This is a genomic window from Phaeobacter sp. JH20_37, assembly GCF_048056015.1.
Taxonomy (GTDB): Bacteria; Pseudomonadota; Alphaproteobacteria; order Rhodobacterales; family Rhodobacteraceae; genus Phaeobacter; species Phaeobacter bryozoorum.
The window spans coordinates 137,613-163,807 of the sequence record NZ_JAYMWW010000017.1; the positions used below are offsets into that span (position 1 = coordinate 137,613).

Genomic DNA, 26,195 nt, shown 5'->3' on the forward strand with positions numbered 1-26,195 from the left:
CAGTTACCGCGCCACATGCAGGATGACCCGCTGCGTGAATTCGGTGCCATCCTCGGCCCGGGCCACCATTCGGATGTTCCAATTGCCCGCGCTCAGCTGCGCAGCTGCGACATAGGCCGTACCGTCAAAGCGAAAATCAGGTGTCTGATCATCCTTCACATGGGTGGCACGGCCGAGTGTCGCTGCCAAATGTGCCACCTCAACCGGTGCGCCATTGGCATCGGTGATCTCCAGTTTCACCTGATCCCCGGCGGCCGAGGCATAGACTGACCAGCCCAGAGCCTGCTGCGCATCGCGACGGGCATCGAAGCTCTGGCTTGCGACATAGCTGTTCTTGACCTCCAGCCCGGGAAACGTCCGCACCGCATTGACCGCCAGTGCGATATTGACAGCGATGATCACGGTGAAGGCGCCGCCGAAGATCATAAGCGCGTGCCAGCCGGTGAACTGTCGTGTCGGCTTGCCCTCGGTCATTGGCTGCTCCCGTTCCCGTTAAAGCTGGTATCCTTATACGCACGTTCGCCATTGTCGATATCTGCAACCCAGATCCGCACCGGCGTGCTGCGCGCTGCGGCGGCATCGGCGGATTTCGGTGCCACGATATAAACGCGCTGAAGCAGGCTGGTATCGGCAGGCACCGTGACGATCGAGCCATCAATGCCTTCCAGCGTGAGCTGCATGCCAGGCGCTCCCTTGATCGAAAGTTCAAACGGGCGTGGCTCGCCAGTCTTGTTCCGCAACCGCACATCATAAGTGTTACGGATCGAGCCGTCCGAGAGCGTCACGAAGGTCGGGTTGCGCACCGGGGCCACCGTCAACTCGATGTCCGAACGGATGAACAGGGCAAACAGGAGCGCCAGACCAACGCCCCCCCAGAGTGCCGTATACATCAGCGTGCGCGGGCGCAGGATATGCTTCCAGATGTTCTTGGGCGGATGGCCTGCGCGCTCATTCGCCTCGTCACTGAGCGCCATATAATCGATCAGCCCGCGCGGCTTACCGATCCGTTCCATCACATCATCGCAGGCGTCTATGCAAAGCGCACAGGTGATACATTCCATCTGCTGACCATCGCGGATGTCGATCCCCATCGGGCAGACGTTGACGCAGGCCATACAGTCGATGCAATCGCCGTGGACCAGCCCCGGCTCATCGGTCTTGCGCGGTTTGCCGCGCGGCTCTCCCCGCCACTCGCGGTAGCCGACGGTCAGCGTATCCTCGTCCATCATCGCCGCCTGAATGCGTGGCCAGGGGCAGGCGTAGATACAGATCTGCTCACGCGCAAAACCACCGAAGAGGAAAGTGGTCCCGGTCAGGATGGCAATAGTGGTATAAGCGACCGGGTGGGCATTCCCGGTGACAAGATCATGCAGCAGTGTCGGTGCATCTGCAAAATAGAAGACCCAGGCCCCCCCGGTTGCGAGACCAATCAACAGCCAGAGCACCCACTTGGTGATCCGCAGACGCGCCTTGCGAAAATCCAGCTTCTGTTGGCGGTGCAGGCGAAGGCGCGCGTTCCGATCCCCCTCGACCCAGCGCTCGACCAGGATGAACAGATCCGTCCAGACCGTCTGCGGGCAGGCATAGCCGCACCAGACACGCCCCAGCGCCGAGGTGAACAGAAACAGCCCCAGCCCTGCCATGATCAGCAAGCCCGCAACGAAATAGAACTCATGCGGCCAGATTTCGATCCAGAAGAAGTAAAACCGCCGATTGGCCAGGTCCAGCAACACCGCCTGATCAGGCAGCGCCGGACCACGGTCCCAGCGGATCCATGGCGTCAGGTAGTAGATCCCCAGCGTTACCGCCATGATATACCACTTCAGGTTACGAAAGGCGCCGGACACGCGGCGGGGGAATATCGGCTCTCGGGCGGCATATAGGCTGGGGGCGGGATCGGAATCGCTCACGGACTCACTCCAAATCTTGCATTGTTGTAGCGGTTGTCCCAGATGCGCCCCGGACGAACCTTGACGTGGATCAAACGCGTATGCGGAACACATCTTTGCCGTCGCGACGACATCGTCAACCGGGCGCGGCATTCCGTCCGAAACCACGGCGCGCCCAATAAATCCATAGAGTAGAGGCCTTTGCGCTCCTCTCCCCGCGGTCGGCCGCGTCGCCACGTCGCAGATGTGACACCAGGGCGCAGCCTCTAGATGTCACCGGTCCCGCGCTCCGGGAACAAGCCTAGCGTGATTGTGGCCAGCGGGATAGAACCCAATCGGCTGAGCAACCGGCACCGCATATGGAGATGAACGCTTGGGATAGCGAGAGCGTCGGCTTTTCAGGAAACGCGCGAACAGATCGAAAAGCCGACGCTGGGTCCGTTTCCCTGCAAGACAGGTGGCGGACTGGACGGCCACCGGCGCTGGAAAGGGCACATCGGTGGCACTGTCTGATGAGGCAAGACTATCCGGCATCCCGTCCATTGTATTTGACCGGGATCAAAGACCGGCCAAAATCTACTCTCCCTCTGTTGAATACGGGCCGGTGTCCGCGGTAAGAAGCGGACTGGAGAACTGCGGTTCCAATGTACTGCTCCCACCTGGCAGTACCGGCACCTGCCCGCGACGGATCCCGGCGACCCGATGGTTCATCCAATGACGAATGGCATTCCGATAGAGCCAACCGCGTATGCCGCGCAGGTCCTGCCGGTGGCGGGCGTAGAAGGCATCCGGGCTATCGAACACACCAAGATCTGCATTGATCCCGGTTTTCTGAATATAGGTGTCGCGCCCTTGCCATGCGACCATCGGCGCTTGCAGGCAATCGGTGCCAGCGCCATAGCCACAAAGCGTGTCGCGCCCCGGAAATGCCGCCTGCAAAGCCCCGAGCACGCCCTGATCCAGGATGAAACCCTCCAGGTTGATCCATTGGCCGTCCAGCTGAACCTCAACCCAAGAATGCAGGATATTGCGCGGAGCCATCCAATACACCAGTTCGGGTACAACACCGCGCTGGAGGCTCTTATCAATGGTGAAGCCATGCAGACGGCACGGAATGCCAAGCGCCCGCAGCAGCGCCATCAGCAGGGTTGCCTTGGTATTGCATTGGCCGTAGCCGTCCGCCAGAACCTGCGATGCCATCCGCGTATCGGCGATGTTATAGCCAAAGAGGATATCATTGCGGACGTAGGTATAGGCGGCGCCGATCCGGTCAGCGGGTGCGAGCTGCTGCCAGCCACGCGCTGAAATCAAAGCAGAAATTGCTGGCGCGGTGATATCCAGCATAGAGGTTGCGGTAAGGAAGCGAGTATCTGACATGGGGTCACCTATCTGGTTGCCCCACCCTGCTAAACCCTACAGCAACTGTAGCTTCAAGCAAAAAAATCCGCCACAATTCACCTTATCAAAACGCAGATGGGGCCGCCCGAAGGCAGCCCCAGAGATCATGTCCAGCGACACGAAACAGGCAGAGCTATTCGCCGCCACCCAACTGGTGCACATAAGCCGAAACCGCGCGGATCTGCGCCTCGGTCAGACGCGTGTTCCAGTTTGGCATGACCCCGTAACGTGAATTGTGGACGGTCTCTGTCAGGGTTGCGTAATCCCCGCCATAGAGCCAGATGGCATCGGCCAGGTTCGGAGCGCCCTGCGAACGGTCACCGGTACCGTCGTCCATGTGGCAGGAGGCGCAATTGTCGGCAAAGACCACCGCACCCGCCTCCACCTTCGTCGCATCCTGAGGATCGCCCGAAAGCGACATCACGAAGTTCACGACCTGATCAATCTCTTCCTTCTCCAGCAACTCATCGCGACCAAAGGCCGGCATCTCCGAATAACGCGCCTCGTCGCTTTCTTCGTTGCGGATCCCATGGGCGATCGTCGCGTGGATATCCTCGATCGATCCGCCCCAAAGCCAATCGTCATCCAACAGGTTCGGATACCCTTTGGCCCCGGCGGCACCGGCACCGTGACACTGGGCGCACCAGGTCTTGAACACCGCAGAACCAGCCGAGACCGCATAGCCGTTCAGCTCGGGATCGGTGGAAATCGACGCAAGCTCAATCTCCTCAAGGCGGCTGTTGATCGGGGCATTCGCCTCGTTCACCGCAGCGATTTCTTCTGCCACCAGCGCCCGCGAGTTCCAGCCCAACACACCGGCAGTCGCAGACTGGATGCCCGGCCAGGCCGGATAGGCGATGGTATAGCCAATGCCCCAGATAATGGTCGCGTAAAAGGTCCAGAGCCACCAACGTGGCATCGGGTTATCGAACTCCTCGATCCCGTCCCAGCTGTGGCCGGTGGTATTCGGATCGTCCTCGAACTTCTTCACTTTCTTGCTCATGACCGCGCCTCCTTGGCTTTACCCATTTCTGGGGCGGGTTTGTCTTCATGCCGGAAGGGGATGTTGGCGGTGTCCTTGTAGACCTTGCTGCTGCCGGGGCGGAACGCCCAGATCACAACAGCCAGGAAAAACACGAACAGAAAGAGCAACATCCAGCTGTCCGCAAATTCCCGAAGCAGAGTGTAGATATCCATGCCTGCCTCCAATCAGCGGTTGGCTGCGGGGGTGAAGGTCGAGAAATCAACCAAAGTCCCCAGCATTTGCAGATAAGCGATCAGCGCGTCGGCCTCGGAGATCCCCGGCTGACCGTCGAAATTGCGTACGCTGACCTTCTCGCCATAGCGCTCCAGAAGCCCGTCATAATCGGCGTCGGGATTGCTCTGGGCGCGGAAGTCGGCCTCTGCATTTTCCAGCATCTCGTCGGAATAGGGCACACCGACAAAAGCGTTCGCCGCCATCACATCGCCGATGTATTCGCCGTCAATCCGGTTGTTCTCAAGGAAGCCATATTTGGGCATCACCGATTCCGGGACAACCGACTGCGGGTCGCGCAGGTGATCCACGTGCCATTCGTCAGAATAGCGGCCACCCACACGGGCCAGATCCGGGCCGGTCCGTTTGGACCCCCACTGGAAGGGATGGTCATACATCGACTCCGCTGCCAGCGAATAAGGACCGTAACGTTCCACTTCGTCCCGCATGGGGCGGATCATCTGGCTGTGGCAGACATAGCAGCCTTCGCGGATGTAGATGTCACGCCCGGCCAGCTCCAGCGGGGTGTAGGGGCGCATGCCTTCCACCTCTTCGATGGTGTTTTCCAGCCAGAACAGCGGTGCGATCTGGACCAGCCCACCGATGGTGACAACCAGAAAGCTGCACACCAGAAGGAGGGTCGCATTGGTCTCGAGGATTTTATGTTTGTCGAGAATTGCCATTGTCCGGCCCTCCTTATTCAGCCGGAACCGCAACGGTCAGGCTGGCCTCTTTGGCCGGCGCCCGTCGTACGGTCATCCAGAGATTGTAGCACATGATCAGAGCACCAGCGAGGAACAGGACCCCGCCGAGGGCGCGCACCACATACATCGGGAACTTTGCAGCCACGGTGTCGGCAAAGGAGTTCACAAGGAACCCGTTGGCATCCACTTCACGCCACATCAGGCCTTCCATAATGCCGGTCACCCACATCGACGCCGCGTAGAGAATGATGCCGATTGTCGCCAGCCAGAAGTGCCAGGACACCAGGCTGAGCGAATAGAGGCGCTCTCGTTTCCACAGAACCGGCACCAGGAAGTAGAGGGCACCAAAGGTAATCATGCCGTTCCAGCCAAGCGCACCGGAGTGAACGTGACCAATGGTCCAGTCGGTGTAATGCGACAGCGAGTTCACCGCGCGGATCGACATCATCGGACCTTCAAAGGTGGACATGCCATAAAAGCCGATCGAGATCACCATCATACGGATCACCGGGTCGGTGCGCAGCTTGTCCCAAGCACCCGACAGTGTCATCAGGCCGTTGATCATGCCGCCCCAGCTGGGCATCCACAGCACGATGGAGAACACCATGCCAAGGGTCGACGCCCAATCCGGCAGCGCGGTGTAATGCAGATGGTGGGGACCCGCCCAGATATAAAGGAAGATCAACGCCCAGAAGTGGATGATCGACAGCTTGTATGAAAACACCGGTCGTTCCGCCTGCTTGGGCACGAAATAATACATCATGCCAAGGAAGCCCGCAGTCAGGAAAAATCCGACGGCATTGTGGCCATACCACCACTGCACCATCGCATCCTGCACACCGGACCAAAGGATCACGGATTTGGATCCCCAGATGCTGACCGGGATGGTCATGTTGTTGACCAGATGCAGCATCGCGACGGTGACGATAAAGGCGAGGTAGAACCAGTTGGCCACATAGATATGCGGCTCCTTGCGCTTGATAACGGTGCCCAGGAACACCGCGAGATAGGCAACCCAGACGATGGTCAGCCACAGGTCAACGTGCCACTCCGGCTCGGCATATTCCTTCGACTGGGTCGAGCCGAAGAGATATCCGGTCGCCGCCAGCACGATGAAGAGCTGATAGCCCCAGAACACAAACCACGCCAGATTGCCCCCCCAGAGACGGGCGGCCGAGGTGCGCTGCACCACATAAAAAGATGTCGCAATCAGCGCGTTACCGCCAAAGGCGAAAATCACCGCCGAGGTATGCAATGGACGGAGCCGCCCAAAGTTCGCCAGCCCCTGCGCCCATTCGAAGTTCAGGACCGGAAAGGCCAACTGGAAGGCGATGAACACCCCGACCAGAAACCCGACCACACCCCAGAACGCGGTTGCGACCACACCGGCGCGTACAACACTGTCAAAGTACTCGCCCTGTAACGATCCCGTTGCAGTCACAGGCTCATCGGTGTGTTGTAGGGTGTATAGAAACAGCCCACCAGCCACGATCATGATGATGATCGCATGAACCTGATAGGCCAAATCCCGCGCGTAATTGGTCGCGATCATCGCAAAGAGCGTGACCAAACCAAGCGCGATCAGCTTGATATAATTAGACATCTTGCGTCCCTTTTCCTTGCCCGACACGATTCTCTGGGTCGCGTCAGACAGATTTTTTCTGAGCCTTAAATGCAAAACTGCGCCGGACAACGCCTTGATCTGTATCAAGACGGTTTGCCGCAGAATGTGAGAAGCACCTTCACAATGGCGCAACACGCGGCACAACCACAAGTTTGTTGCGGTCGCTCATACTCATGTGAGGTTAATATGTCCTACAAAACACTACTGACTGTGCTGACCACACCCGCAAACACCGGAGCCCAGCTGGAGCAATCCATCTCGCTGACCCGCCTGAGCGACGGCCATCTGGATGCCCTGTGCCTGGGGGTGGATCGCACCCAGACCGGGTACTACTACGCCGGTGCCAACGCGATGGTACTGCAGGAGACCCTTGCCCGCGCCAAAGAGGAGGTCGCCGAGATCGAAACCGCCGCCACCGAGCGGCTGACGCGATCCGCCGTGACTTTCAACGTCGAGACCGGTGTCGCGCAAATGGCCGATATCGGCCGTCATGTTGCACGAATGGCGCGGTTCTCTGATCTTGTCGTGTTGGGCCAGCCCTATGGCAAGGATCGCCCCGCCGAAGCGGAGGCCATCGTCGAGGCCGCCCTATTCGAAGGCCGCGCGCCGGTACTGGTGGTTCCAGATGACTGCCCACTGCCCGACCAACCCAAAACCGTTCTGGTTGCCTGGAACGAAAGCATCGAAGCGATGACCGCCATTCGCAAGGCGCTGCCGATGCTTCAGGCAGCGGATGTGGTGCGTGTGGTGGTGATTGATCCGCCGCAGCACGGTCCAGAACGTTCCGATCCAGGCGGAATGCTCTGCCAGATGCTGTCACGCCACGGGGTCAAATGTGAGATCGACGTACTGAGCAAAACAATGACCCGGGTCTCTGATGTGCTGAACCGCCACGCCGTGGATACGGCTGCCGATCTGATCGTAATGGGCGCCTACGGCCATTCCCGGTTCCGCGAGGCAATCCTGGGCGGTGCGACCCGCAACATGCTTGAGAAGGCCAAAGTCCCGGTTCTGATGGCGCATTAGCTGCGGTCCAAAAAAGAAGGGGCCGCGGTTGCAGGCCCCTTGCTCATGCGCTCTATCGGAAAGTCAGATCAGACAGCCCCCGTCGCTGTCGTCGCCGGCTTCTTCCATCAGGCGGCCCATGTCAGGCACGGTCACATGCCGTTTGCCTTCCAGTTCAATGACACCATCCCTGCGCAGGGCTGAGACCTGTCGGCTGACTGTCTCCAGCGTCAGCCCCAGATAGTCAGCCATTGCTTCCCGGGTGAGCGGCAGATCGAATACCCGCCGATTGCTGTCCTTGTGGCGCTGTAGGGACGCATCGCGCCGGGCCAGAATGGACAAAAGGCTGGCGATTTTTTCGCGCGCTGTCTTGCGTCCCAGAACCAGCATCCATTCCCGCGCCGCGTCCAGTTCGTCCAGCGTCATCTCAAGCAACCGATGCGCCACATGCGGCGTCTGGGACATCATGTCCTCAAACGGTTTCTTGCGAAAACAGCACATGACCACCGTGGATGTCGCCACGACATTATAGGCAGCCGTATCGCGCCCCGGTCGCCCGACAAAATCGCTGGGCAAGAGCAGGCCGACCATCTGGGTGCGGCCATCTTCCATCGTCTGCGTCAGGGTCGCAATGCCGGACACAACCGACCCTACGAAATCCATCCGGTCGCCGGACCAGGTGATCGGCTGACCGGCCTCATATGTGCGGTAGTATTTGATCGAATCCAGGACTTCCAATTCATCCGCATCACAGCGCGCACAAACAGCGCGGTGACGAATGGGGCAATCGCCGCAGTTCACATTGTGAATGGTAGGAGCGTTCATGATTGATCCGATTTGATCTGCGCCAAGGCCAAAGCCAACCTGCAACCACCAACTTAAACATGTGCCGCGCAAATCACAATTGGCGACGCCGCGTTTGTTGGCATGATGTGCCAACCCACCGGACGGCTGCCCCACCACATAACCCGTGCAGGGCACTCTTGTTAGCTATCTCAGCAGGTTAGGCGTCGGCGACAGCCTCCGCCGTTTCAGCAAGCCGGATCTGCCAAACTGTCGCGACACCCATGCCATCGGAACCAAAGCTCAGGATCCGGCCTTTCCGCCGAAACAAGCCCTCATCCAGCCGCAGCGAGCAACTGCCGCGTATAAGGATCCGACGGGTTGGCAAAGAGCTCCGCAGCGGATCCCGCCTCCACCACATCGCCCTGCTTCATCACGATCATCTTGTGCGACATCGCGCGCACGACGTTCAGGTCATGGGAGATGAACAGATAGGCCAGCCCATAGCGCTTTTGCAGGTCGCGCAGCAGGTTGACGATCTGAACCTGTACCGTCATGTCCAGCGCCGATGTGGGTTCGTCCAGCACGACCAGTTTCGGCCGCAGCACCATGGCTCGCGCAATGGCGATCCGCTGCCGCTGGCCGCCGGAAAACTCATGCGGATAACGATCCATAAAGGCAGGATCGAGACCAACCTCCGTCATGACCTCAGCCACCAGATCCCGAGGATCCCGATCCTGATCGACATTGTGGATGGCCAGACCTTCGGCAATGATCTGCGCGCAGGTCATACGCGGGCTGAGCGAGCCAAAAGGATCCTGAAACACGATCTGCATATCGGCACGCAGCCGCCGCAGATCCCTCGTAGACCATTGGCGCAGATCCTGTCCCTGGAATTCCACACGCCCGTCCGACGCAATCAGCCGCATGATGGCAAGAGCCAGCGTTGTCTTGCCGCTGCCGCTTTCGCCGACGATGCCCAGCGTTTCGCCCGCCCGCACCGAAAGCGATGTCGGGTTCACAGCCTTCACATGGCCGACGGTACGTTTCAGCAAGCCTTTCTGGATGGGGAACCAGACCTTCAGATCCTCGGTCCGAACCAACTCTTCAGCAGCCTGAGGCACCGGCTCCGGCTGGCCTGTGGGTTCGGCATCCAGCAGTTTGCGGGTATAGGGATGCTGCGGATTGGCGAAAATCTCAGCCGTCGGTCCGGTCTCGACAATTACTCCGGCCTGCATGACACAGACACGATCCGCGATCCGGCGCACTATGCTCAGGTCGTGGGTAATGAACAGCAGCCCCATGCCCTCGCTGGCCTTCAGGTCCGCGAGCAGTTCAAGGATCTGGGCTTGGATCGTGACATCCAGTGCGGTGGTGGGTTCATCCGCGATCAGGATATCGGGCTGGTTGGCCAGGGCCATCGCGATCATCACCCGCTGGCGCTGACCACCCGACAATTGATGCGGATAGGCATCGAGACGGGTTTCAGCGTCGCGGATACCAACCCGGTTCAGCAGGTCCAAAATCCGGTTCCGCGCCGCAGCGCCCGCCAGCCCCTGATGCAGTGCCAGCGACTCGGCCAGCTGTTTCTCGATCGTGTGCAGCGGGTTGAGCGAGGTCATCGGCTCCTGAAAGATGAAGCTGATATCGTTGCCGCGCACCTGCCGAAGGCGGCGGTCACTGGCGCCGACCATTTCCTGTCCGTCGTAGGTGACAGACCCGCTGACAGTGGCGCTGTCCCCCAGCAATGACACGGTGGACAGCGCAGTCACCGACTTCCCGGACCCGCTCTCCCCCACCAGCGCGACTGTTTCGCCGCGACCAACAGAGAAGGACACACCGCGCACGGCCTCGGTCACCTTGCCGTCCTGGCGGAAAGACACGCGCAGGTTCTCGACGTTTAATAGCGGCGCAGTTTGATCGCGTGTTGTCATCTGATTGCCCATGGGTTGGAGCATTTGCGGGTCGCGCCATCGCACGGTGGCGAACTGGAGGCCGCGACGCCTCTATTCTGCGGATTAGAGCCTGAACCGGTCATGAGAAGGTCTTTCTCGGGTCAAAGGCATCGCGCACCCCTTCAAAGATGAAGACCAGCAGCGACAGCATGATGGCAAAGGTGAAAAACGCGGTGAAAGCAAGCCAGGGCGCCTCCAGGTTCTGTTTTGCCTGCAAGGTCAGCTCGCCCAGCGAGGGCGCCGATGACGGCAGGCCAAAGCCGAGGAAGTCCAGCCCTGCAAGCGTGCCAATTGTGCCCGTCACGATGAAAGGCAGAAACGTCAGCGTCGCCACCATCGCATTGGGCAGCATATGGCGGAACATGATGGTCATATTCCCGACCCCGAGCGCCTTGGCAGCGCGGACGTATTCCAGATTTCGCGCGCGCAGGAACTCGGCCCGCACCACGCTCACAAGGGCGGTCCAGCTGAACAGGATCATCAACACCACCAACAGCCAGAAGCTGCGCCCAAGGATCGCAAACATGATGATGATGACATAGAGCTGCGGGATGGATCCCCAGATCTCGATCACGCGCTGAAAGATCAGGTCCAGCCACCCGCCAAAGAACCCCTGAACCGCACCCGCAGCAATACCGACCAATGTTGCTGCACCGGTGACCATCAGGGTAAACAGGATCGACAGACGGAAACCATGAATGACCCGCGCCAGCACATCCCGTTTGGTGTCATCGGTGCCCAGCAGGTTCTCTCCATTCGGTGGCAGCGGTGCCGCACCGGGCCGGTCGACCGTGGTGTTAAACGAATAGGGAATCAGCGGCCAGATGGCCCATCCTTCGACAAACCCGTCGGCTGAAAATGTACCGGCCTCAATCTCTTCCAGAATAGTTTCGGGGTCGTCAAAGCAGTCTTCGATCCCGCCGGAGGCAATCAGACACCGAACCTCAGGGTCGCGGTACGCCGCCTCGGTCTGGAAATCGCCACCAAAGACTGTCTCCGGGTAGAAATTGAACACCGGGGTGAAATACGAACCGCGGTAGTTGACCAGCATCGGTTTGTCGTTGGCGATGAACTCGGCAAAGAGCGAAATGCCAAACAGGACCGAGAAGATCCACAGCGACCAGAAAGCCCGGCGATTGCGGCAGAAATTGTTCCAGCGGCGCTGGTTGAGCGGAGACAAAGCCATCTGTCAGCCCTCTCTCTTTTCAAAGTCGATACGCGGATCGACGATCACATACATGAGGTCGGAGATAATGCCGACAACAAGGCTCATCAAACCAAAGATGAACAGCGTGCCAAAGATCACCGGATAGTCGCGCGCCACGGCCGCCTCGAACCCCAGCCGCCCCAGACCATCGAGCGAGAAGATCGTTTCGATGATCAGGCTGCCGGAGAAGAACACACCGATGAAGACTGCCGGAAAACCCGCGATCACGATCAGCATCGCGTTGCGGAAGACATGGCCGTAGAGAACGCGCCGCTCGCTCAGCCCCTTGGCCCGTGCCGTCATGACATATTGCTTCTTGATCTCATCCAGAAAGGAGTTCTTCGTCAGCAGCGTCAGCGTGGCGAAGGCGGATATGGTCGAGGCGACTACCGGCAGCGTGATGTGCCAGAAATAATCCGCCACCTTGCCAAACAGGCTGAGACTCTCCCAATTGTCGGAGGTCAGCCCCCGCAGTGGAAAGATCTGCCAGTAAGAGCCGCCGGCAAACAGCACCAGCAGCAGAATCGCAAACAGAAAGCCGGGGATCGCATAGGCTGCGATGATCAGACCGCTGGTCCAGGTGTCAAACCGGCTGCCATCGCGCAACGCCTTGCGGATGCCCAGCGGGATCGAAATCAGATAGGCGATCAGCGTCGACCAGAGCCCCAGGGAGATCGACACCGGCATTTTCTCCAGCACCAGATCCATCACATCAATCTTGCGAAAGTAGCTCTCCCCAAAGTCAAAACGCATGTAGTTGCCGACCATCAGGAGGAACCGCTCCAACGGCGGCTTGTCCAGCCCATACTGCCGTTCCAGCTCTGCGATCAGCTCCGGCGGCAGCCCCTGTCGGCCAGCGTAGTTGTCATTGGCGGCAACGGCCTCACTGCCCGCATCCCCGCCGCCCCCGGCGAAGCCTTCAAAGACGTCACCGCCGCCTTCCAGCTGTGCGATCATCTGCTCAACCGGCCCCCCCGGCACAAATTGCACCAGAGCAAAATTGATGACGAGGATCCCGAACAGGGTCGGGATCACCAGAAGAAAACGTCTAAGGATATAGGCTGCCATGTCAGGCGCTTACCTCAACGCGCCGGAGGATTTCAATGCCGCTTCTTTCTCGGCGTTGACCCACCAGACATCACTCAGCCCCAGATCGAACAGCGGCAGGGTCTCTGGCTGCTCATAGAAATTCCAATAGGCCACCCAGTTCACATCCAGATACCAGGTCGGCACCATGAACCGCTTGGCGCGCAGGACGCGATCTAGGGCACGCACATTGGCGTATAGTTCTTCCTGTTCTTCTGCCTTCACGATCGCGCCGATCAGCGTATCAACTGCTGGGTCCGCCATTCCAGCCGGGTTGAACACCGAAAACTCGTGCGCGTCAGACCCAAACTGCTGATAGAGCCCGGTCGAAGGTTGCAGATATTTCGGGTAGGCGTAGGTGATCATGTCGAAGTCTTTTTCACGACGGCGGCTGGTATATTGCGCAAAATCGACCCGGTTGGAAATCGCGTCGATCCCTATCTGGCGCAGATTGGCGATATAGGGCTGCACAATCCGTTCAATCGTCGGCGAATCGATCAGGAACTCCAGCTTCAGCAGCTCTCCTTCGGCGTTGCGACGCAGACCGTCGTTGCCAACAGTCCATCCAGCCTCATCCAGCAGCTTCATGGCCCGACGCAGGTTACGCCGATCCGCCGGACGATCCGGGTTGGAGCTATGAGCCATCACCGGCTCGCTGGTCAGCAGCGCTGGATCAATGAGATCGCCCAGATCCTTCAGCACCTCCAGTTCGCGCCCCTCGGGCAGGCCCTTGGCTTCCAGCGCTGTGTCTTGCCAGAAGGAATGGCGCTGCGCAAACAGCCCATATTGCAGGCTGTCATTGGTCCATTCGAAATTATAGCCAAGCTGAACCGCCTCACGCACGCGCGGATCTTGGAATTTAGGGAGCAGGAGGTTCATCACAAACCCACTGGCGGCCGGGACATTGCCATCGGGGAATTCCCCCTTCACCACATCCCCCTCCTTGACCGCATCGAACTCATACGACGTTGCCCAGCTCTTGGAGCTGTTTTCTGGCCGCATGGTGTAAATGCCTGCCTTGAACCCTTCCATCGCGGCCACGCTGTCGCCAAAGTACTCGATGCGGATGCGGTCATAGTTGTGACGCCCGACGTTCACGTTGACGTCGTTACCCCAATAGTCGGGGTTGCGTTTGTAGATGATGCGCTGGTTCACATCGACCGTTTCCACCACATAGGGACCTGATCCGATGCCAGGATCCAGACGCGGCTCATCCAGGCGGCGGTTCTCCGGGTCTGCCTCGAACCATGCCTTGGAGAACACTGAGGTGCCGCCGACCTGCGTGATCATCGCCCGGCGCGGGAAATCCGGCGAAAAGTAGAATTTTACCCGATGCGGGCCAAGAACCTCGGCCTTGGGGATGCGTTTCTTCACCGCCTCCGCATAGGACTGCAATCCCTGCTCCAGCAGCAGGTTGTGGGAAAACACCACATCCTCAGCTGTGACAGGGGTTCCGTCCGAAAACCGCGCTTCGGGGCGCATGTTGAAAATCACCCAATCCTGGCTTTCGGGATACTCAAGGCTTTCGGCCAGCAGCCCATAGTAGGATCCCGGCTCGTCATAGGATCCAATCATCAGCGATTCAAAATGGTCCGCCGACATCGCGCCGCCCCGACCCTTGCGGGTATAGGGGTTCATGCTGTCAAAGGTGCCCACCGCCGACAGAGACAGTTCGCCCCCTTTGGGCGCCTTTGGATTGACGTAGTCGAAATGTTCAAAGCCTTCGGGATATTTCAACTCTCCAAATTCGGTGAACCCGTGGCTTTTGATTACCTTGTCTTCGGCATGTCCCAGGGTAGCGGCCAGTGCCAGCATCGCAAATGCGGCAAACCCTGTCATCACGGCCCGGAAAAGCGGTTGCGGATCAATCGCTCGGGCCAAAACGGCACGACGCGGTGTGGTGGGCGTCTTCATCTGCCAATACCTCCATTGTCCGGCCTTCGCTGCCAGGATCATTCTCTGTCCCAAAGCTAAGCGGGCCGACCCCCTACATTCAAGTTCAGATTGGCTGAATTTCCCGTGTGTCAACCGATGTCAGGGCATGAACCCGCCTGCCTAGACATCAAATCCGCACCAGCACACCCCGAAAGCAAAAAGACCGCACCAACTGGCGCGGTCTTTTGATCATGGGCAAAAGCAACTGAAATCAGTTGTCGAGGCTGTCCAGATAGGCAATCAGGTTCACCCGATCGCTCTGTTTTTTCAGGCCACTGAAGCTCATGGTGGTGCCCGGCGCATATTGCGATGGCTTGGTCAGGAAGGCATCGAGCTCTTCAGCTGTCCATTCGCCGCCCATCCCCGCCAGCGACGCGGAATAGCCAAAGCCATCTGCGGCAGCAATCGGGCGACCAACGACTCCGTAGAGGTAAGGACCGGTGCTATTGGCACCAGCTTCGAGTTTGTGGCAGGCGGAGCATTTCTTGAAGACATTGGCACCTTTGCCAACATCTGCTGCGGCCATCAGTTCGCCGAAGTCGACGACTTCAACTACTTCTTCCGCACCTGCCTCTTCCACTTCGATCACATAGGAAGCCTCGCCATGAGCTTCGGTGTGATAGAGCCCCTCTGCGGCCCATTTGCCTAGCAGGAGCACGAGGAAAGCGCCGCAAAAGCCTGCGGTCGCTTTGGTAAGGGTCATCGTGTCAAACATGATCGCGAGTCCATTTCAGCTGTCTGGGAGGGTGTCTAAGGCTTCCCCTCTCAAGTGGCAAGGTATAGACAGCGCGACGAAACGCCCGTTTTTGAAGTTTTGCACGGATGTCGCAGTTATGACCCATAGAATTGCCATTCAGGGGGAGCTTGGCTCCTACAGCCACGAAGCCTGCCGCAAGGAGCGCCCCGACATGGACGTGCTGCCTTGTCGCAACTTCGAGGATGCCATTGACGCTGTCCGCAACGGCGAAGCCGAATTGGCGATGCTGCCGGTGGAGAACTCCACCTACGGGCGCGTTGCGGATATCCACCGCCTGCTGCCCCACAGCGGTTTGCACATCATTGATGAGGCCTTTGTGCGGGTGCATATCAATCTTCTTGGCGTTCCTGGTGCGCGGCTTGAGGATATCAAGGACGCTCATTCGCATCTGGTGCTGCTCCCGCAATGTGCGCGTTTCCTCAGCGAAAACAACATTCGCGGCCGCGTCAGCCCGGACAACGCCCGCGCCGCGCGCGATGTCGCTGAACAAGGCGACAAGAGCCATGCGGCGCTGGCCAGCGAATTGGCCGGAGAGATCTACGGCCTTGAGGTGCTGGCACGCCATATCGAGGATCATGGCAACAATACCACGCGCTTCCTGACCATGTCGCGTGAGCCGAATCTGGAGCGTCGTGGCAACCACGGCATGATCACCAGCTTTGTCTTTCAGGTCCGCAACATCCCGGCAGCTCTCTACAAGGCGATGGGCGGATTCGCGACCAACGGTATCAACATGACCAAGCTGGAGAGCTACATGGTCGACGGGTCCTTCACAGCGACCCAGTTCTATGCAGATATCGACGGTCATCCCGACGATCCAAATGTGCAGCTCGCCATGGACGAGCTGGCCTATTTCACCACCAACATTGAAATACTGGGTGTCTACCCGGCCAATGACGACCGGTTCTGACCGGTGTCGTCGCGGCTAACGCGACGATGGCGGCCTCAGCTACCGGCCCCGGATCGGTCATCCCGAATCCAACCCAGCAGCCGGTTGGCCCGCGGGCCACGCTCAGGCTGAACGATTGACGCGCTCTTCCGTCTGCTTGGCGAACTCGGACACCCGCTTCTTGAAACCACGCTTGAGTTTGGTTTTGGCCAGTTTCAGCGACTGAACCATCAAACGCCCTGACAGTGTCTTCGGTGTCAGCGTCAGGGTCACGGAAAGCCGGGTGCGCTGGGGCGACAGGGCCAGCAGCTCAATATCCATCGTGCCATCCATCCCGCTACCCGTGCCGCTCAGAATCATCTGAGTTACCGGCTCGTAGGTGCTGAGTGACAGATGCAGATTGCGCTTCTTTCCGCGGAACTGAAATTCGATGTCCCAGGCCAGCCCGTTCTCCGGATGCTGCGCATCTCCCAGGCGCTGCACATCGACACCCCGACGCAACGCCATCCGCTCCATGCTCTCGAAATCAGAAATCGACCGAAAGACTTCGGCGATAGGTGCGTCGATGTCTTCTTTGCTGGAGAAATCCATGGGCATCCTGTCGTTACGGCGGATCTGCAAGATCCAATGGCAGTCTTGAGCTGAATTCTACTATTCGTCTCAATCCAGTGTATCTGCAAGCCAGTTCTGCAAAAGGAAATGTGCAATTGCGCCGTTGCGCGGTCTGCGAATTTCAGGATGGCCCCCTTCAAAAACCGTCATCATCTCCTGCCGCGAAACCCAGCGCGCCGCTTCGATTTCTTTCGGGTCGATGGTGATCTCCCGCCCCAGAGCCTCGCCCGCACAGCCAAACATCAACGACATAGGAAACGGCCAGGGCTGGCTGGACAGGTAGCTGACGGCGCCGACCTTCACCCCTGTTTCCTCTTCCGTCTCGCGTCTCACGGCTGCTTCCAGCGTTTCTCCTGGCTCCACGAAACCGGCCAGCAGCGAATACATCCCCTCCGGCCACCCCGGCGAGCGACCAACCAGAACGGCATCACCATGGGTGATCAGCATGATGACCACCGGGTCGGTACGCGGAAAATGGGCCGCACCGCAACTGGGACAAAGCCGCTGCCAGCCAGCCTGCGCCATATTGCTCTTCGCGCCACAACAGGCGCAGAACCCATGGCTGTGATGCCAGCCGAACACCGCCCGTGCCATCGCTGCCAGTTCGGCGTCCTCGCGACTGAGTTGTGCCATGATGCGGCGCAGCTCCACAAACCCTGTGTCAGTGGGCAAATCCGGGTGCCGCTGTTCACTGTTGTCGACAAAGCCGCGCAGCGCGCTCTCGTCATGATTGTCTGGCTGCCACCCACTGATATCAAGCGAGAACCGTGCCAAACCAGCAGCACAGCATCCCAGGAAGACCGCCTGCCCCACACCAGCCGTCGCCAGGGGATGATCGGACCCGATCCAGGCCAGAGCATCCGGCACAGCGCCGCTCTCCACTCCCGCCTCGGGTAGCGTACATAGCGGTTTCCCTCTCCAAATCAAAAGGATACGGCAATTTTCGCTCTGCCAGCGTGTTGTCAGGGCCGCCGGATCATCACGGAGCTGTGCGGCCCGGTCCAGACCGCTGCCACCAAATGTCACTTGTTCCGCCTGTCGCATCGCGCTGCCCCGCTGCTACGTCTGCGCACGGATGTGTCGCAGCACCTGAATCTGGCAGAGAAATACATCTATGAGATGATAAGCTGTTTCCTCTGCGCCACAGTGATCTAGAAATATCCTGACCCCTCGCAACAGGTGAAAACCGTAATTCCGCAGCATCTCAAGTGGAAAGCAACGCGATTGATTAGAATTTTCGGCAACAAGCGACTTTCGGGCGTCACATTTGATTGCTTCAAACAGGCAAACAGGCTTGTTAATAAATTGGCAATCAATGCCACCCCGGGGTTCGCCGTGAGACCGCTAAGAAACGCAATATGACAGGATCGGATCAAACCGAAGACGAAAAGGTCGGATCCCTGCGCATTCTGGCGACCACGGATCTGCATGCTAATCTTTTGAGTCACGACTATTATTCTGATCGCCCCGACCCAAGCCTGGGGCTCTCTCGTGTTGCCACACTGATCGCTGAGGCGCGCAAGGAAGCCGCTGCCAAAGGCGCCGCGACACTGCTTGTCGACAATGGCGACAGCATCTTCGGCACCCCGATAGCAGAGCGCCCGATGCAGCTCAGCGAGACCCGCCCGGCCCCGGTTGCCCGCGCGTTCGACCTACTCGGCTACGATGCCATCGGGCTCGGCAACCATGATTTCGATTTCGGCCTGGATCAGCTCAGGCAGGCCTTGCTGCAGATCTCCTGCCCCGTCATCTGCTCAAATATGCAGCTGGTGGATCCGCAGGCTTCCTTGCCTTTTTGCCAGTCCGCAGTGCTCGAACGCGTTTTCCCCGGTTCGGAGGATCTGCCGCTTCGGATCGGCGTGCTCTCGGTTCTGCCGATGCAAACCCTGAAATGGGCCGCGCATCAGCTGCAGGGTCGCGTCACCATCGACGACATGGTGCAATGTGCCGCCCGGCAGGCCGACGCGTTGCGCGCCAGGGGCTGCGATATCGTCATCGCACTGGCCCATACCGGTATCGGAGAGCAAACTACCGGATACGGCATTGAGAACGCACTTCACCCGCTTGCAGATCTTGGCGTTCTGGACGCCATCATCGGAGGTCACACTCATCTGACCCTGCCGGATCCGCGCCACCCCGTATCCGCGCCTGTGGTGATGCCGGGTGCCCATGGCTCACACCTCGGCGTGATCGACCTGCACGTCCAGCTGCAATCGGGCCGCTGGACCGTGACCAAAACCACCTGCAGATTGCGCCCTATCGCCCGGCGCAAGACCATCGCCGGCGCGGGTGGCATGCTCGTTCCCCTGGTGGCCGAAGACCCCGTCATGGTCGACGCCCTCGCAGAAGACCACGCAGAGACACGCAGGCGGATGGCCCAGCCTGTCGGCAGCACCAGCAGACCGCTGCACTCTTATTTCACCTTCCTTGGTCGCGATCAGGCCCTCGCGCTGGTGGCCTGGGCCCAGGCCGCTGCGGTGCGCCCCGCCCTGCGAGATACCGTTGCCGGAAACCTGCCACTGCTCTCAGCGACCGCTCCCGGCAAATTCGGCGCCCGGTCAGGTCCGTCCAACTACACAGATGTACCGGCCGGCCAGATGTACATGCGCCATGTCGTCGACATCCAGCCCTTCCCGAACGAGCTGCGCACGGTGGTTCTGAATGGTGCCCAGCTGCGCGATTGGCTGGAAATGTCGGCGGGTCTCTTCAATCAGATCGCGCCGGGCACCTCTGGAGACCCGCTGTTGGACACGGACCGGGCCGGTCACAACTTTGATGTCATCTTTGGGCTGCAATACGACATCGATGTCTCCGTACCTGCCAGATTTGCCAGCGATGGTGAGCTGATTGACCCCAGCAATCACCGAATCCGCAATCTGCGCTGGAAAGGGGCTCCAATACCAGAGAACCAACATTTCGCCGTAGCAGTAAGCAGTTACCGCATTGGCGGCGGCGGCAACTTCACGATGGCCCAGGCCGCGACCCGCCTGCCGACGCCCCCCCTGCGGGTCAGGGACGTGATTTGCGATTATGTCGCCGGGCGCCTGATGCGAGATCCATTGGAACAAGCGCCGCCCCCTTGGCGCCTGTCCAATCACCCCTCGACCGAGGTCGAGATCTTTACCGGACCCGGCGCCCGCACATATCTCACCGATCTCGACCCGGCCCGCCACAATTTGTACGGCACAACCGCCGACGGATTTTTGCGGATCGGTGTCAAGCTCTGATCCCCGCCTGAATGCGCCCGCTGCCATGCGCCTTATTGCGGTCAGACGGGCTTGCCATTCCTGATCTGCCCTCCTATATCGACCAGTGAGAGGTTGGCGCGGGCAAGCGCCTCGCCAACCTGGTCAGATCCGGAAGGAAGCAGCCACAACGAGCCCCGCTTGGGTCGATGTCCAACCTCTCACCTCCCCCCATCCCCGACATTCAGTCGCCGCCCACGGCAGAGTTAGCTGCCTCTTGCCAGTTTGGCCGCTGATCCGCCACACCAAACGGCGCTGGCATTGCCGCTATATATAGTGGCACGGGGCGCCACTCCGCCCCGATATGGTAGGCAATACGCCGAAGAAATACCCCACCCCCTGACGTAGCGCTTGACGACTCGCCCCGCCAGCCGCTAGCCCTAGTGGCAGATGGTTCCTGCATCGCTGCCACGCGATCAGGATGAAAAGGGAACACGGTGCGAGATGGTAGACATACCGGATCAATGCCGCGACTGCCCCCGCAACTGTAAGCGGTGAGCAACCTCGGACCATGCCACTGATGCCACGGATCCCGTTGGATCCCACGGTGTTGGGAAGGCCCCGAAGTTGCCGCGACCCGCGAGTCAGGAGACCTGCCATCTGATGAGAAACTCGAAACCGGGCGGGGTGTCCTGGCAGGGTCTGCATGTCCGCCGATCGGCCTGCCAGCTCTGACCGTTCATCCCCTCCTTCGCGCGGAGGGCGCAATGAACTGGACTGATACGACACATGGCTATTCCCTGAGCACCTGCCAGCATCTGGGGCAACCCTGCCCGGCGGCAGAGCGCATGATTGCGCGCCTCGCCGCCGCCATGGGACAGGCAAAAGCCGTCACAACCGAGGATTTCGAAATTGCCGGGACATGCGAGCTGACCGCCTGCGACCGGCCCTGCAAGGCGAGATTTGCCGCCAGACATGACCGCATCCGCATTTATTGTGGTGTCTCGCAAGAGGCGGATCTGGCCGGTCTTGACCGTTTCGCGGATGCCCTCTTTCTGCCCTCGGCTGACAGCCTCCCCCTTGCCAAGCTGCCGGATTACCCCTGCGGCTTGGCACAGGCTGTGCCGCTGGCACCTCAGATGGCCCGAATCACCCCGCCGCAGCTCGCAGCTGTCAGCTGAACGCCGCTTTGAAAGGACCGCACGCCGCGCTTACGCGGCGCCACGCCCAACGGGATATGACCTTGCCGAAGGTCATATCCGGGCGGGAGCATCTCCCTGTGCCGGCCCGTTTCACACAGCCGCGGTCAGGAGCCTTTGCCGGGAATACGCCTCGGGCCATACGCCCAGATCATCTGAGCGTCGGTCTCGATTGCGCAGGGGCGAATGGCCCGTAGCCGTGCCAACGCCAGATCCGGCCGCTCGCCGCATTCCGTCATCAGCCGCAGCACCACCATGCCAGACCGGCCACAGCCACCCCGGCAATGCACCAGCACCCGACCACCGCCAACAAGCGCCTTGCGCGCCAGATGGCTGACCTCCGGCCAACGGCTCAGGATCTCCGGCGGCGGCGCACTGAAATCAGGGACGGGCAAATGTATCCATCGGCTGCCGATACTCTGCAGATCCGTCCCGATCGTCTCGGCACCAACTGCGGCATGTTCCTCCTCCGTGGTCATCGAAATGACCAGACCGGGCTGCCACTCTCGAATGTGGTCCATATCGCCACGATAATCGCCCCCTGCACCGGGCAGCGGGCATAGCGCCAGAATACCATCCGCCACCGAAAGCGCGTGCAAGATCAGCGTGCCCCCGGCCCGCTCCTCTTCGATGTCACCGTGTTGAGATCCATCCTCCATGGTCAGCCCCCACTGCCAATTCACCGCCTGATCCTACGCCAGCAATCCCCCCGGACGATCACATCCTCCAATGTAGCGATCTGTCGGCCCTGCACCTAATGGTTTCTGAAAGCCCGATGGTACACACCCCTTATCCTACCGCGACCACCATCAGCGGTGGACGCCACGCGCGGGCTTGCCTACTTTACCCGGACATCAACGACCGACCCCCGAATCTGGCACGAGACATCATGAGCGACACAGCAGGCGACACAGCAGACCAAACCTCGGGTCAATACCAGGTTCTGGCCCGCAAATACCGGCCCGAGACCTTTGCCGATCTGGTGGGTCAGGACGCCATGGTGCGGACGCTGAAGAACGCCTTTGCCGCCGATCGCATTGCCCAGGCCTTCATCATGACAGGCATCCGCGGCACCGGCAAAACCACAACCGCCCGGATCATCGCCAAGGGCATGAACTGCATCGGCGAGGATGGCCAGGGCGGCCCCACCACCGATCCTTGCGGCAAATGCGAGCATTGCACGGCGATCATGGAAGGCCGCCATGTCGATGTGATGGAGATGGACGCGGCCTCGCGCACAGGTGTCGGAGACATCCGCGAGATCATTGACTCGGTGCAGTACCGCGCCGCCTCGGCCCGCTACAAGATCTACATCATCGACGAAGTTCACATGCTGTCGACCAGTGCTTTCAACGCGCTCTTGAAGACGCTGGAGGAGCCGCCCGCGCATGTGAAGTTCATCTTCGCCACCACCGAAATCCGCAAGGTGCCGGTGACGGTGCTGTCGCGCTGCCAGCGGTTTGACCTGCGCCGGATCGAGCCGGAGGTGATGATTGCCCTCCTGCGCAAGATCGCAACGGCTGAGGGCGCCCAGATTGCCGACGACGCGCTGGCGCTCATCACTCGCGCCGCCGAAGGATCTGCCCGGGATGCCACCTCGCTCCTGGATCAGGCGATTTCCCATGGCGCGGGTGAGACCACCGCCGATCAGGTCCGCGCCATGCTGGGCCTTGCCGACCGCGGCCGGGTCTTGGACCTGATGGACATGATCCTGCGCGGCGATGCGGCGGCGGCACTGACGGAACTCAGTGCGCAATATGCCGAGGGCGCAGACCCGTTGGCGGTGCTGCGCGATCTGGCGGAGATCACCCATTGGGTTTCTGTGGTGAAGATCACGCCTGATGCTGCTGAAGACCCCACCGTCAGCCCCGATGAGCGCGCCCGTGGCGGCCAGATGGCCGAAGCCCTGCCGATGCGGGTGCTGACGCGGATGTGGCAGATGCTTCTGAAGGCTCTGGAGGAGGTTGCCGCCGCCCCCAACGCGATGATGGCGGCCGAAATGGCGGTGATCCGTCTGACTCATGTGGCTGATTTGCCAACCCCCGAACAGCTGATGCGCACGCTTCAGGACACCCCGCCGCCACCACCAGCTGGCCCCGGCAATGGCGCCCCCCTGCCGCAGGCGGGCGCGCAGGGGCACCATGCCGGGCAATATGCGGGCCAAAACACCGGCCAGAATCAAAACTCCGGCCACAACACGGGTCAGACAGCCTCCGGCTATCAGCCCGGCCCTGGCAGCGGGCCGACGATGTCGCAGACCATCTCCGCCACGGGCGGCGGACCGGCCACTGCCCTTGCGCCGCAGATGGATCAGGCGCTGGCCCGATACCCCAGCTTTGAACATATCGTTGAACTGATTCGCGTCCGCCGGGATGGCCTGCTGCTGGAATATGTCAAAACCTACCTGAGGCTGGTCTCCTACCAGCCGGGGCGGATCACCATCCAGCCCACCGATGACGCGCCCAAGGATCTGGCACAACGCCTTGGCCAGCAGCTGCAGACCTGGACGCAGGCACGCTGGGTCATTTCCATCGCAAACGAAGGCGGTGGTGAGACGATCACCGAACGCGACAACGCAGTGGAAAACGCCCTGCGCGACAAGGCCAGTCAACATCCGATCGTGCAGGCCGTTCTGGACAGCTTCCCCAAGGCCAGGATCATCAAGATCCGCACCGCCGAAGACCTCGCCGCCGAGGTCGAAGCAGACGCCCTGCCAGAGGTCGAGGACGAATGGGATCCCTTCGAAGAAGAGTAACTTGCTTTGCAGGCTTAATGACGCTGTTTCCCGCTGCAGCAATTGCAGAAGTCTGTGATAAGGAACGACTGTCTTGGAAACCGGGTGATGGTCCGGCCACCGCCTGGGATGAGTTGATAGGCCTCTCCACCCTGCCCGTGTCCCTTGCGTTGCTTGCCCTTGCGGGCATCGCTCTGACCACACGAAACCGCCCGACCTTCGCAATCGCTGCCGTGCTCTGGGCCGGTCTTGCCTTTGTCGTTGCGGTTGACCGGTACGAAAACGCGCTGAATTATGCGGTAGCCTACGACCTTGCAGAAGATTGCTTGGCGCCACCCCACTTGTTCATCGGCCTTGCAGTTGCGATATGTGCCGGGATGACTTACGGCGCGCTGCGCCCTCGCACTTAGGAGAAAACAGATGCTCAAAGGCCTCGGCGGTCTTGGCGACATGGCCAAGATGATGAAATCGGCACAGGAACTGCAAACCAAAATGGCGCAGATGCAGGAAGACCTGCACAATGTCATGGTCACCGGCGAAGCAGGCGCAGGTCTGGTGAAGGCGACCGCCTCGGCCAAGGGCGATCTGAAGGCGCTGGATATTGATCCGTCGATCTTCAACGGCGACGACAAGGAAGTGGTCGAAGACCTGATCCTCGCCGCGATCAAGGATGCCCAAGCGAAGGCAGCCGAGAAGGCGCAGGACGAAATGGCCAAGCTGACCGAAAGCATGGGCCTTCCCAAGGATATCAAACTGCCGTTCTAATCTGCGGCATCATGCAGACCCTATCAGGCGGCCCTGTGGCCGCCTTTTCTTTTGCCCCGCAGGCGCTGTAAAACAAAACCTGAACAGACTGCCTGCGCCCCCTTGTGCTTTCCAAGGGCAATCATCCTATATAGCAGGGAAGACAGGGGCGTTAGGCATGATCAAGAACTCCACCACCGATATCGAAGACCTGATTGCCCTGATGGCCAAACTGCCGGGGCTGGGGCCGCGCTCTGCCCGCCGGGCGGTCTTGCACCTGATCCGCAAACGCGCCCTGCTGCTGACACCACTGGCTGAAACGATGAGTGACGTTGCAGCCACGGCTCGTGAATGCCTCAACTGCGGCAATGTCGGCACCAGCGATCTCTGTACCATCTGCGAGGATATGACCCGCGCCAATGGCGAACTCTGCGTGGTGGAGGATGTCGCGGATCTCTGGGCGATGGAGCGGGCGGCGGTCTTCAAAGGGCGCTATCACGTGCTTGGCGGCACCCTGTCGGCGCTGGATGCCGTTGGCCCCGACGAGCTGCGCATTCCCCGTCTGGTGGACCGGGTTCAGGCCGAGAACGTCACGGAGGTGATTCTGGCGCTCAACGCCACGATCGACGGCCAGACCACGGCGCATTACATTGCCGATCAGCTCAACGGTCGGGTTCGACTCACCTCTCTTGCGCAGGGCGTGCCCATCGGCGGAGAACTGGATTACCTCGACGAAGGCACCATCACGGCGGCCCTGCGCGCCCGCAAGGACATCTGACACGCCCGTGCCACCCTTGGCCCACGGCCACGCCCCATGCCCAGGCGATATCTGATCAGACACAGCGGCTGGACGCTGATGTTCACAGGCGGAAACGCCGCGCAGTCACCCAGCACTATGCCAGTGGTCGAGTCTTTGTTTTCAAGGAGAAATGGTGGCGTGGGGGAGACTCGAACTCCCGACCTAACGATTATGAGTCGTTCGCTCTAACCAACTGAGCTACCGCGCCATCGGGGTGCGAGGTACGCCAGCCACGGCCGCGCGTCAAGGCAGAAATGTCAGAAAAATGCAGCGATCCGCACCGAAAGGCGAATTTTTTGTGACGGTCGAATAATTGGCCTGCCCGCAGCTCAGCGGCCTGCCAGCATCCACGCCACAGCCACCCCGAAGGCAAGGCGCCTGAAACGCAAAAAAGCCACGGAACGCTGTGCATCCCGTGGCTTTTTTCTATCTTGC

General features: G+C 60.1%; 24 protein-coding genes, 1 tRNA gene, 1 other RNA gene and 1 riboswitch. Of the genes, 9 read left to right on the forward strand and 17 right to left on the reverse strand.

All coding sequences use genetic code 11. The features are described 5' to 3' along the window. Positions 1 to 3 precede the first annotated feature (3 nt). From VWZ87_RS15920 to ccoN, 7 genes are all read right to left on the reverse strand, one after another. Positions 4 to 474, reverse strand: coding sequence for a FixH family protein (locus VWZ87_RS15920; protein ID WP_340546723.1), 471 nt, complete (start codon positions 472 to 474; stop codon positions 4 to 6). Further along, a complete protein-coding gene (ccoG, locus tag VWZ87_RS15925; RefSeq protein WP_340546722.1) occupies positions 471 to 1,910 on the reverse strand; it encodes a cytochrome c oxidase accessory protein CcoG in 1,440 nt (479 codons plus the stop codon). The genes VWZ87_RS15920 and ccoG overlap by 4 nt, the downstream gene beginning before the upstream one ends. A gap of 555 nt (positions 1,911 to 2,465) precedes the next feature. Next, positions 2,466 to 3,266, reverse strand: a complete 801-nt coding sequence (locus VWZ87_RS15930) for a transglutaminase-like domain-containing protein (RefSeq protein WP_416534609.1) — start codon at positions 3,264 to 3,266, stop codon at positions 2,466 to 2,468. Between the two features lie 154 nt (positions 3,267 to 3,420). Beyond that, positions 3,421 to 4,290 carry a cytochrome-c oxidase, cbb3-type subunit III gene (gene ccoP, locus VWZ87_RS15935; protein ID WP_340546720.1) on the reverse strand — a complete coding sequence of 290 codons (870 nt, stop codon included), beginning with the start codon at positions 4,288 to 4,290 and terminating at the stop codon, positions 3,421 to 3,423. Next, positions 4,287 to 4,484 (reverse strand): cbb3-type cytochrome c oxidase subunit 3, encoded by a 198-nt coding sequence (locus VWZ87_RS15940; protein ID WP_340546719.1) that lies wholly within the window; start codon positions 4,482 to 4,484, stop codon positions 4,287 to 4,289. Before VWZ87_RS15940 ends, ccoP begins: the two co-directional genes overlap by 4 nt. 12 nt (positions 4,485 to 4,496) lie before the next feature. Then, the gene (gene ccoO / locus VWZ87_RS15945) at positions 4,497 to 5,225 is read right to left on the reverse strand and encodes a cytochrome-c oxidase, cbb3-type subunit II (protein ID WP_340546718.1); all 729 of its coding nucleotides are present in this window, start codon (positions 5,223 to 5,225) and stop codon (positions 4,497 to 4,499) included. A 13-nt stretch (positions 5,226 to 5,238) separates the two neighbouring features. Beyond that, the gene (gene ccoN / locus VWZ87_RS15950; RefSeq protein ID WP_340546717.1) at positions 5,239 to 6,849 is read right to left on the reverse strand and encodes a cytochrome-c oxidase, cbb3-type subunit I; all 1,611 of its coding nucleotides are present in this window, start codon (positions 6,847 to 6,849) and stop codon (positions 5,239 to 5,241) included. 207 nt (positions 6,850 to 7,056) lie between these two features. Here ccoN and VWZ87_RS15955 point away from each other — a divergent pair, with 207 nt between their 5' ends. Next, the gene (locus VWZ87_RS15955; protein WP_340546716.1) at positions 7,057 to 7,896 is read left to right on the forward strand and encodes a universal stress protein; all 840 of its coding nucleotides are present in this window, start codon (positions 7,057 to 7,059) and stop codon (positions 7,894 to 7,896) included. Positions 7,897 to 7,959: 63 nt separating this feature from the next. Here VWZ87_RS15955 and fnrL read toward each other — a convergent pair whose 3' ends face one another. From fnrL to VWZ87_RS15985, 6 genes are all read right to left on the reverse strand, one after another. Next, positions 7,960 to 8,700 carry a transcriptional regulator FnrL gene (gene fnrL / locus VWZ87_RS15960; protein WP_340546715.1) on the reverse strand — a complete coding sequence of 247 codons (741 nt, stop codon included), beginning with the start codon at positions 8,698 to 8,700 and terminating at the stop codon, positions 7,960 to 7,962. 293 nt (positions 8,701 to 8,993) lie between these two features. Next, a complete protein-coding gene (locus tag VWZ87_RS15965) occupies positions 8,994 to 10,604 on the reverse strand; it encodes an ABC transporter ATP-binding protein (RefSeq protein ID WP_416534628.1) in 1,611 nt (536 codons plus the stop codon). 88 nt (positions 10,605 to 10,692) lie between these two features. Beyond that, entirely contained in the window at positions 10,693 to 11,799 is a 1,107-nt protein-coding gene (locus VWZ87_RS15970; protein ID WP_340546714.1) for an ABC transporter permease, read from the reverse strand. Positions 11,800 to 11,802: 3 nt separating this feature from the next. Then, on the reverse strand, positions 11,803 to 12,888 hold the full coding sequence (locus VWZ87_RS15975) for a microcin C ABC transporter permease YejB (protein ID WP_340546713.1): 1,086 nt from the start codon (positions 12,886 to 12,888) through the stop codon (positions 11,803 to 11,805). A gap of 9 nt (positions 12,889 to 12,897) precedes the next feature. Continuing rightward, positions 12,898 to 14,820 carry an extracellular solute-binding protein gene (locus VWZ87_RS15980; protein ID WP_416534610.1) on the reverse strand — a complete coding sequence of 641 codons (1,923 nt, stop codon included), beginning with the start codon at positions 14,818 to 14,820 and terminating at the stop codon, positions 12,898 to 12,900. A 232-nt stretch (positions 14,821 to 15,052) separates the two neighbouring features. Then, entirely contained in the window at positions 15,053 to 15,556 is a 504-nt protein-coding gene (locus tag VWZ87_RS15985) for a c-type cytochrome (protein WP_340546711.1), read from the reverse strand. A gap of 118 nt (positions 15,557 to 15,674) precedes the next feature. Between VWZ87_RS15985 and VWZ87_RS15990 the strand changes: the two genes are divergently transcribed. Then, entirely contained in the window at positions 15,675 to 16,508 is an 834-nt protein-coding gene (locus VWZ87_RS15990; RefSeq protein WP_340546710.1) for a prephenate dehydratase, read from the forward strand. 102 nt (positions 16,509 to 16,610) lie between these two features. Here the strand turns inward: VWZ87_RS15990 and VWZ87_RS15995 are convergent, their stop codons facing one another. Together VWZ87_RS15995 and nudC are read right to left on the reverse strand one after the other, a co-directional pair. Continuing rightward, on the reverse strand, positions 16,611 to 17,078 hold the full coding sequence (locus VWZ87_RS15995) for an SRPBCC family protein (protein ID WP_340546709.1): 468 nt from the start codon (positions 17,076 to 17,078) through the stop codon (positions 16,611 to 16,613). Positions 17,079 to 17,147: 69 nt separating this feature from the next. After that, complete coding sequence (nudC, locus tag VWZ87_RS16000) at positions 17,148 to 18,143, reverse strand: NAD(+) diphosphatase (RefSeq protein ID WP_416534611.1); 996 nt, start codon at positions 18,141 to 18,143, stop codon at positions 17,148 to 17,150. A gap of 314 nt (positions 18,144 to 18,457) precedes the next feature. Here nudC and VWZ87_RS16005 point away from each other — a divergent pair, with 314 nt between their 5' ends. From VWZ87_RS16005 to VWZ87_RS16015, 3 genes are all read left to right on the forward strand, one after another. Continuing rightward, the gene (locus VWZ87_RS16005) at positions 18,458 to 20,326 is read left to right on the forward strand and encodes a 5'-nucleotidase C-terminal domain-containing protein (RefSeq protein ID WP_416534612.1); all 1,869 of its coding nucleotides are present in this window, start codon (positions 18,458 to 18,460) and stop codon (positions 20,324 to 20,326) included. An 86-nt stretch (positions 20,327 to 20,412) separates the two neighbouring features. After that, an RNA gene (gene ffs / locus VWZ87_RS16010) (signal recognition particle sRNA small type) lies at positions 20,413 to 20,511 on the forward strand. 207 nt (positions 20,512 to 20,718) lie between these two features. Then, a riboswitch (cobalamin riboswitch) is annotated at positions 20,719 to 20,960 on the forward strand. 91 nt (positions 20,961 to 21,051) lie between these two features. Next, complete coding sequence (locus tag VWZ87_RS16015) at positions 21,052 to 21,465, forward strand: hypothetical protein (protein ID WP_416534613.1); 414 nt, start codon at positions 21,052 to 21,054, stop codon at positions 21,463 to 21,465. A gap of 125 nt (positions 21,466 to 21,590) precedes the next feature. On the opposite strand, the gene VWZ87_RS16020 is transcribed toward VWZ87_RS16015, so the two are convergent. Beyond that, positions 21,591 to 22,142 carry a protein-tyrosine phosphatase family protein gene (locus VWZ87_RS16020; protein ID WP_340546844.1) on the reverse strand — a complete coding sequence of 184 codons (552 nt, stop codon included), beginning with the start codon at positions 22,140 to 22,142 and terminating at the stop codon, positions 21,591 to 21,593. Positions 22,143 to 22,372: 230 nt separating this feature from the next. Between VWZ87_RS16020 and VWZ87_RS16025 the strand changes: the two genes are divergently transcribed. The 4 genes from VWZ87_RS16025 to recR all read left to right on the forward strand — a co-directional run bounded on the left by VWZ87_RS16025 (position 22,373) and on the right by recR (position 25,739). After that, complete coding sequence (locus VWZ87_RS16025) at positions 22,373 to 24,238, forward strand: DNA polymerase III subunit gamma/tau (RefSeq protein WP_416534614.1); 1,866 nt, start codon at positions 22,373 to 22,375, stop codon at positions 24,236 to 24,238. A 17-nt stretch (positions 24,239 to 24,255) separates the two neighbouring features. After that, complete coding sequence (locus VWZ87_RS16030) at positions 24,256 to 24,627, forward strand: hypothetical protein (protein WP_416534615.1); 372 nt, start codon at positions 24,256 to 24,258, stop codon at positions 24,625 to 24,627. A gap of 10 nt (positions 24,628 to 24,637) precedes the next feature. After that, positions 24,638 to 24,982 (forward strand): YbaB/EbfC family nucleoid-associated protein, encoded by a 345-nt coding sequence (locus tag VWZ87_RS16035; protein ID WP_019298230.1) that lies wholly within the window; start codon positions 24,638 to 24,640, stop codon positions 24,980 to 24,982. A gap of 157 nt (positions 24,983 to 25,139) precedes the next feature. Further along, the gene (gene recR / locus VWZ87_RS16040) at positions 25,140 to 25,739 is read left to right on the forward strand and encodes a recombination mediator RecR (protein WP_416534616.1); all 600 of its coding nucleotides are present in this window, start codon (positions 25,140 to 25,142) and stop codon (positions 25,737 to 25,739) included. Positions 25,740 to 25,891: 152 nt separating this feature from the next. Here the strand turns inward: recR and VWZ87_RS16045 are convergent. Further along, positions 25,892 to 25,968, reverse strand: a tRNA-Met gene (locus VWZ87_RS16045). Positions 25,969 to 26,195 lie beyond the last annotated feature (227 nt).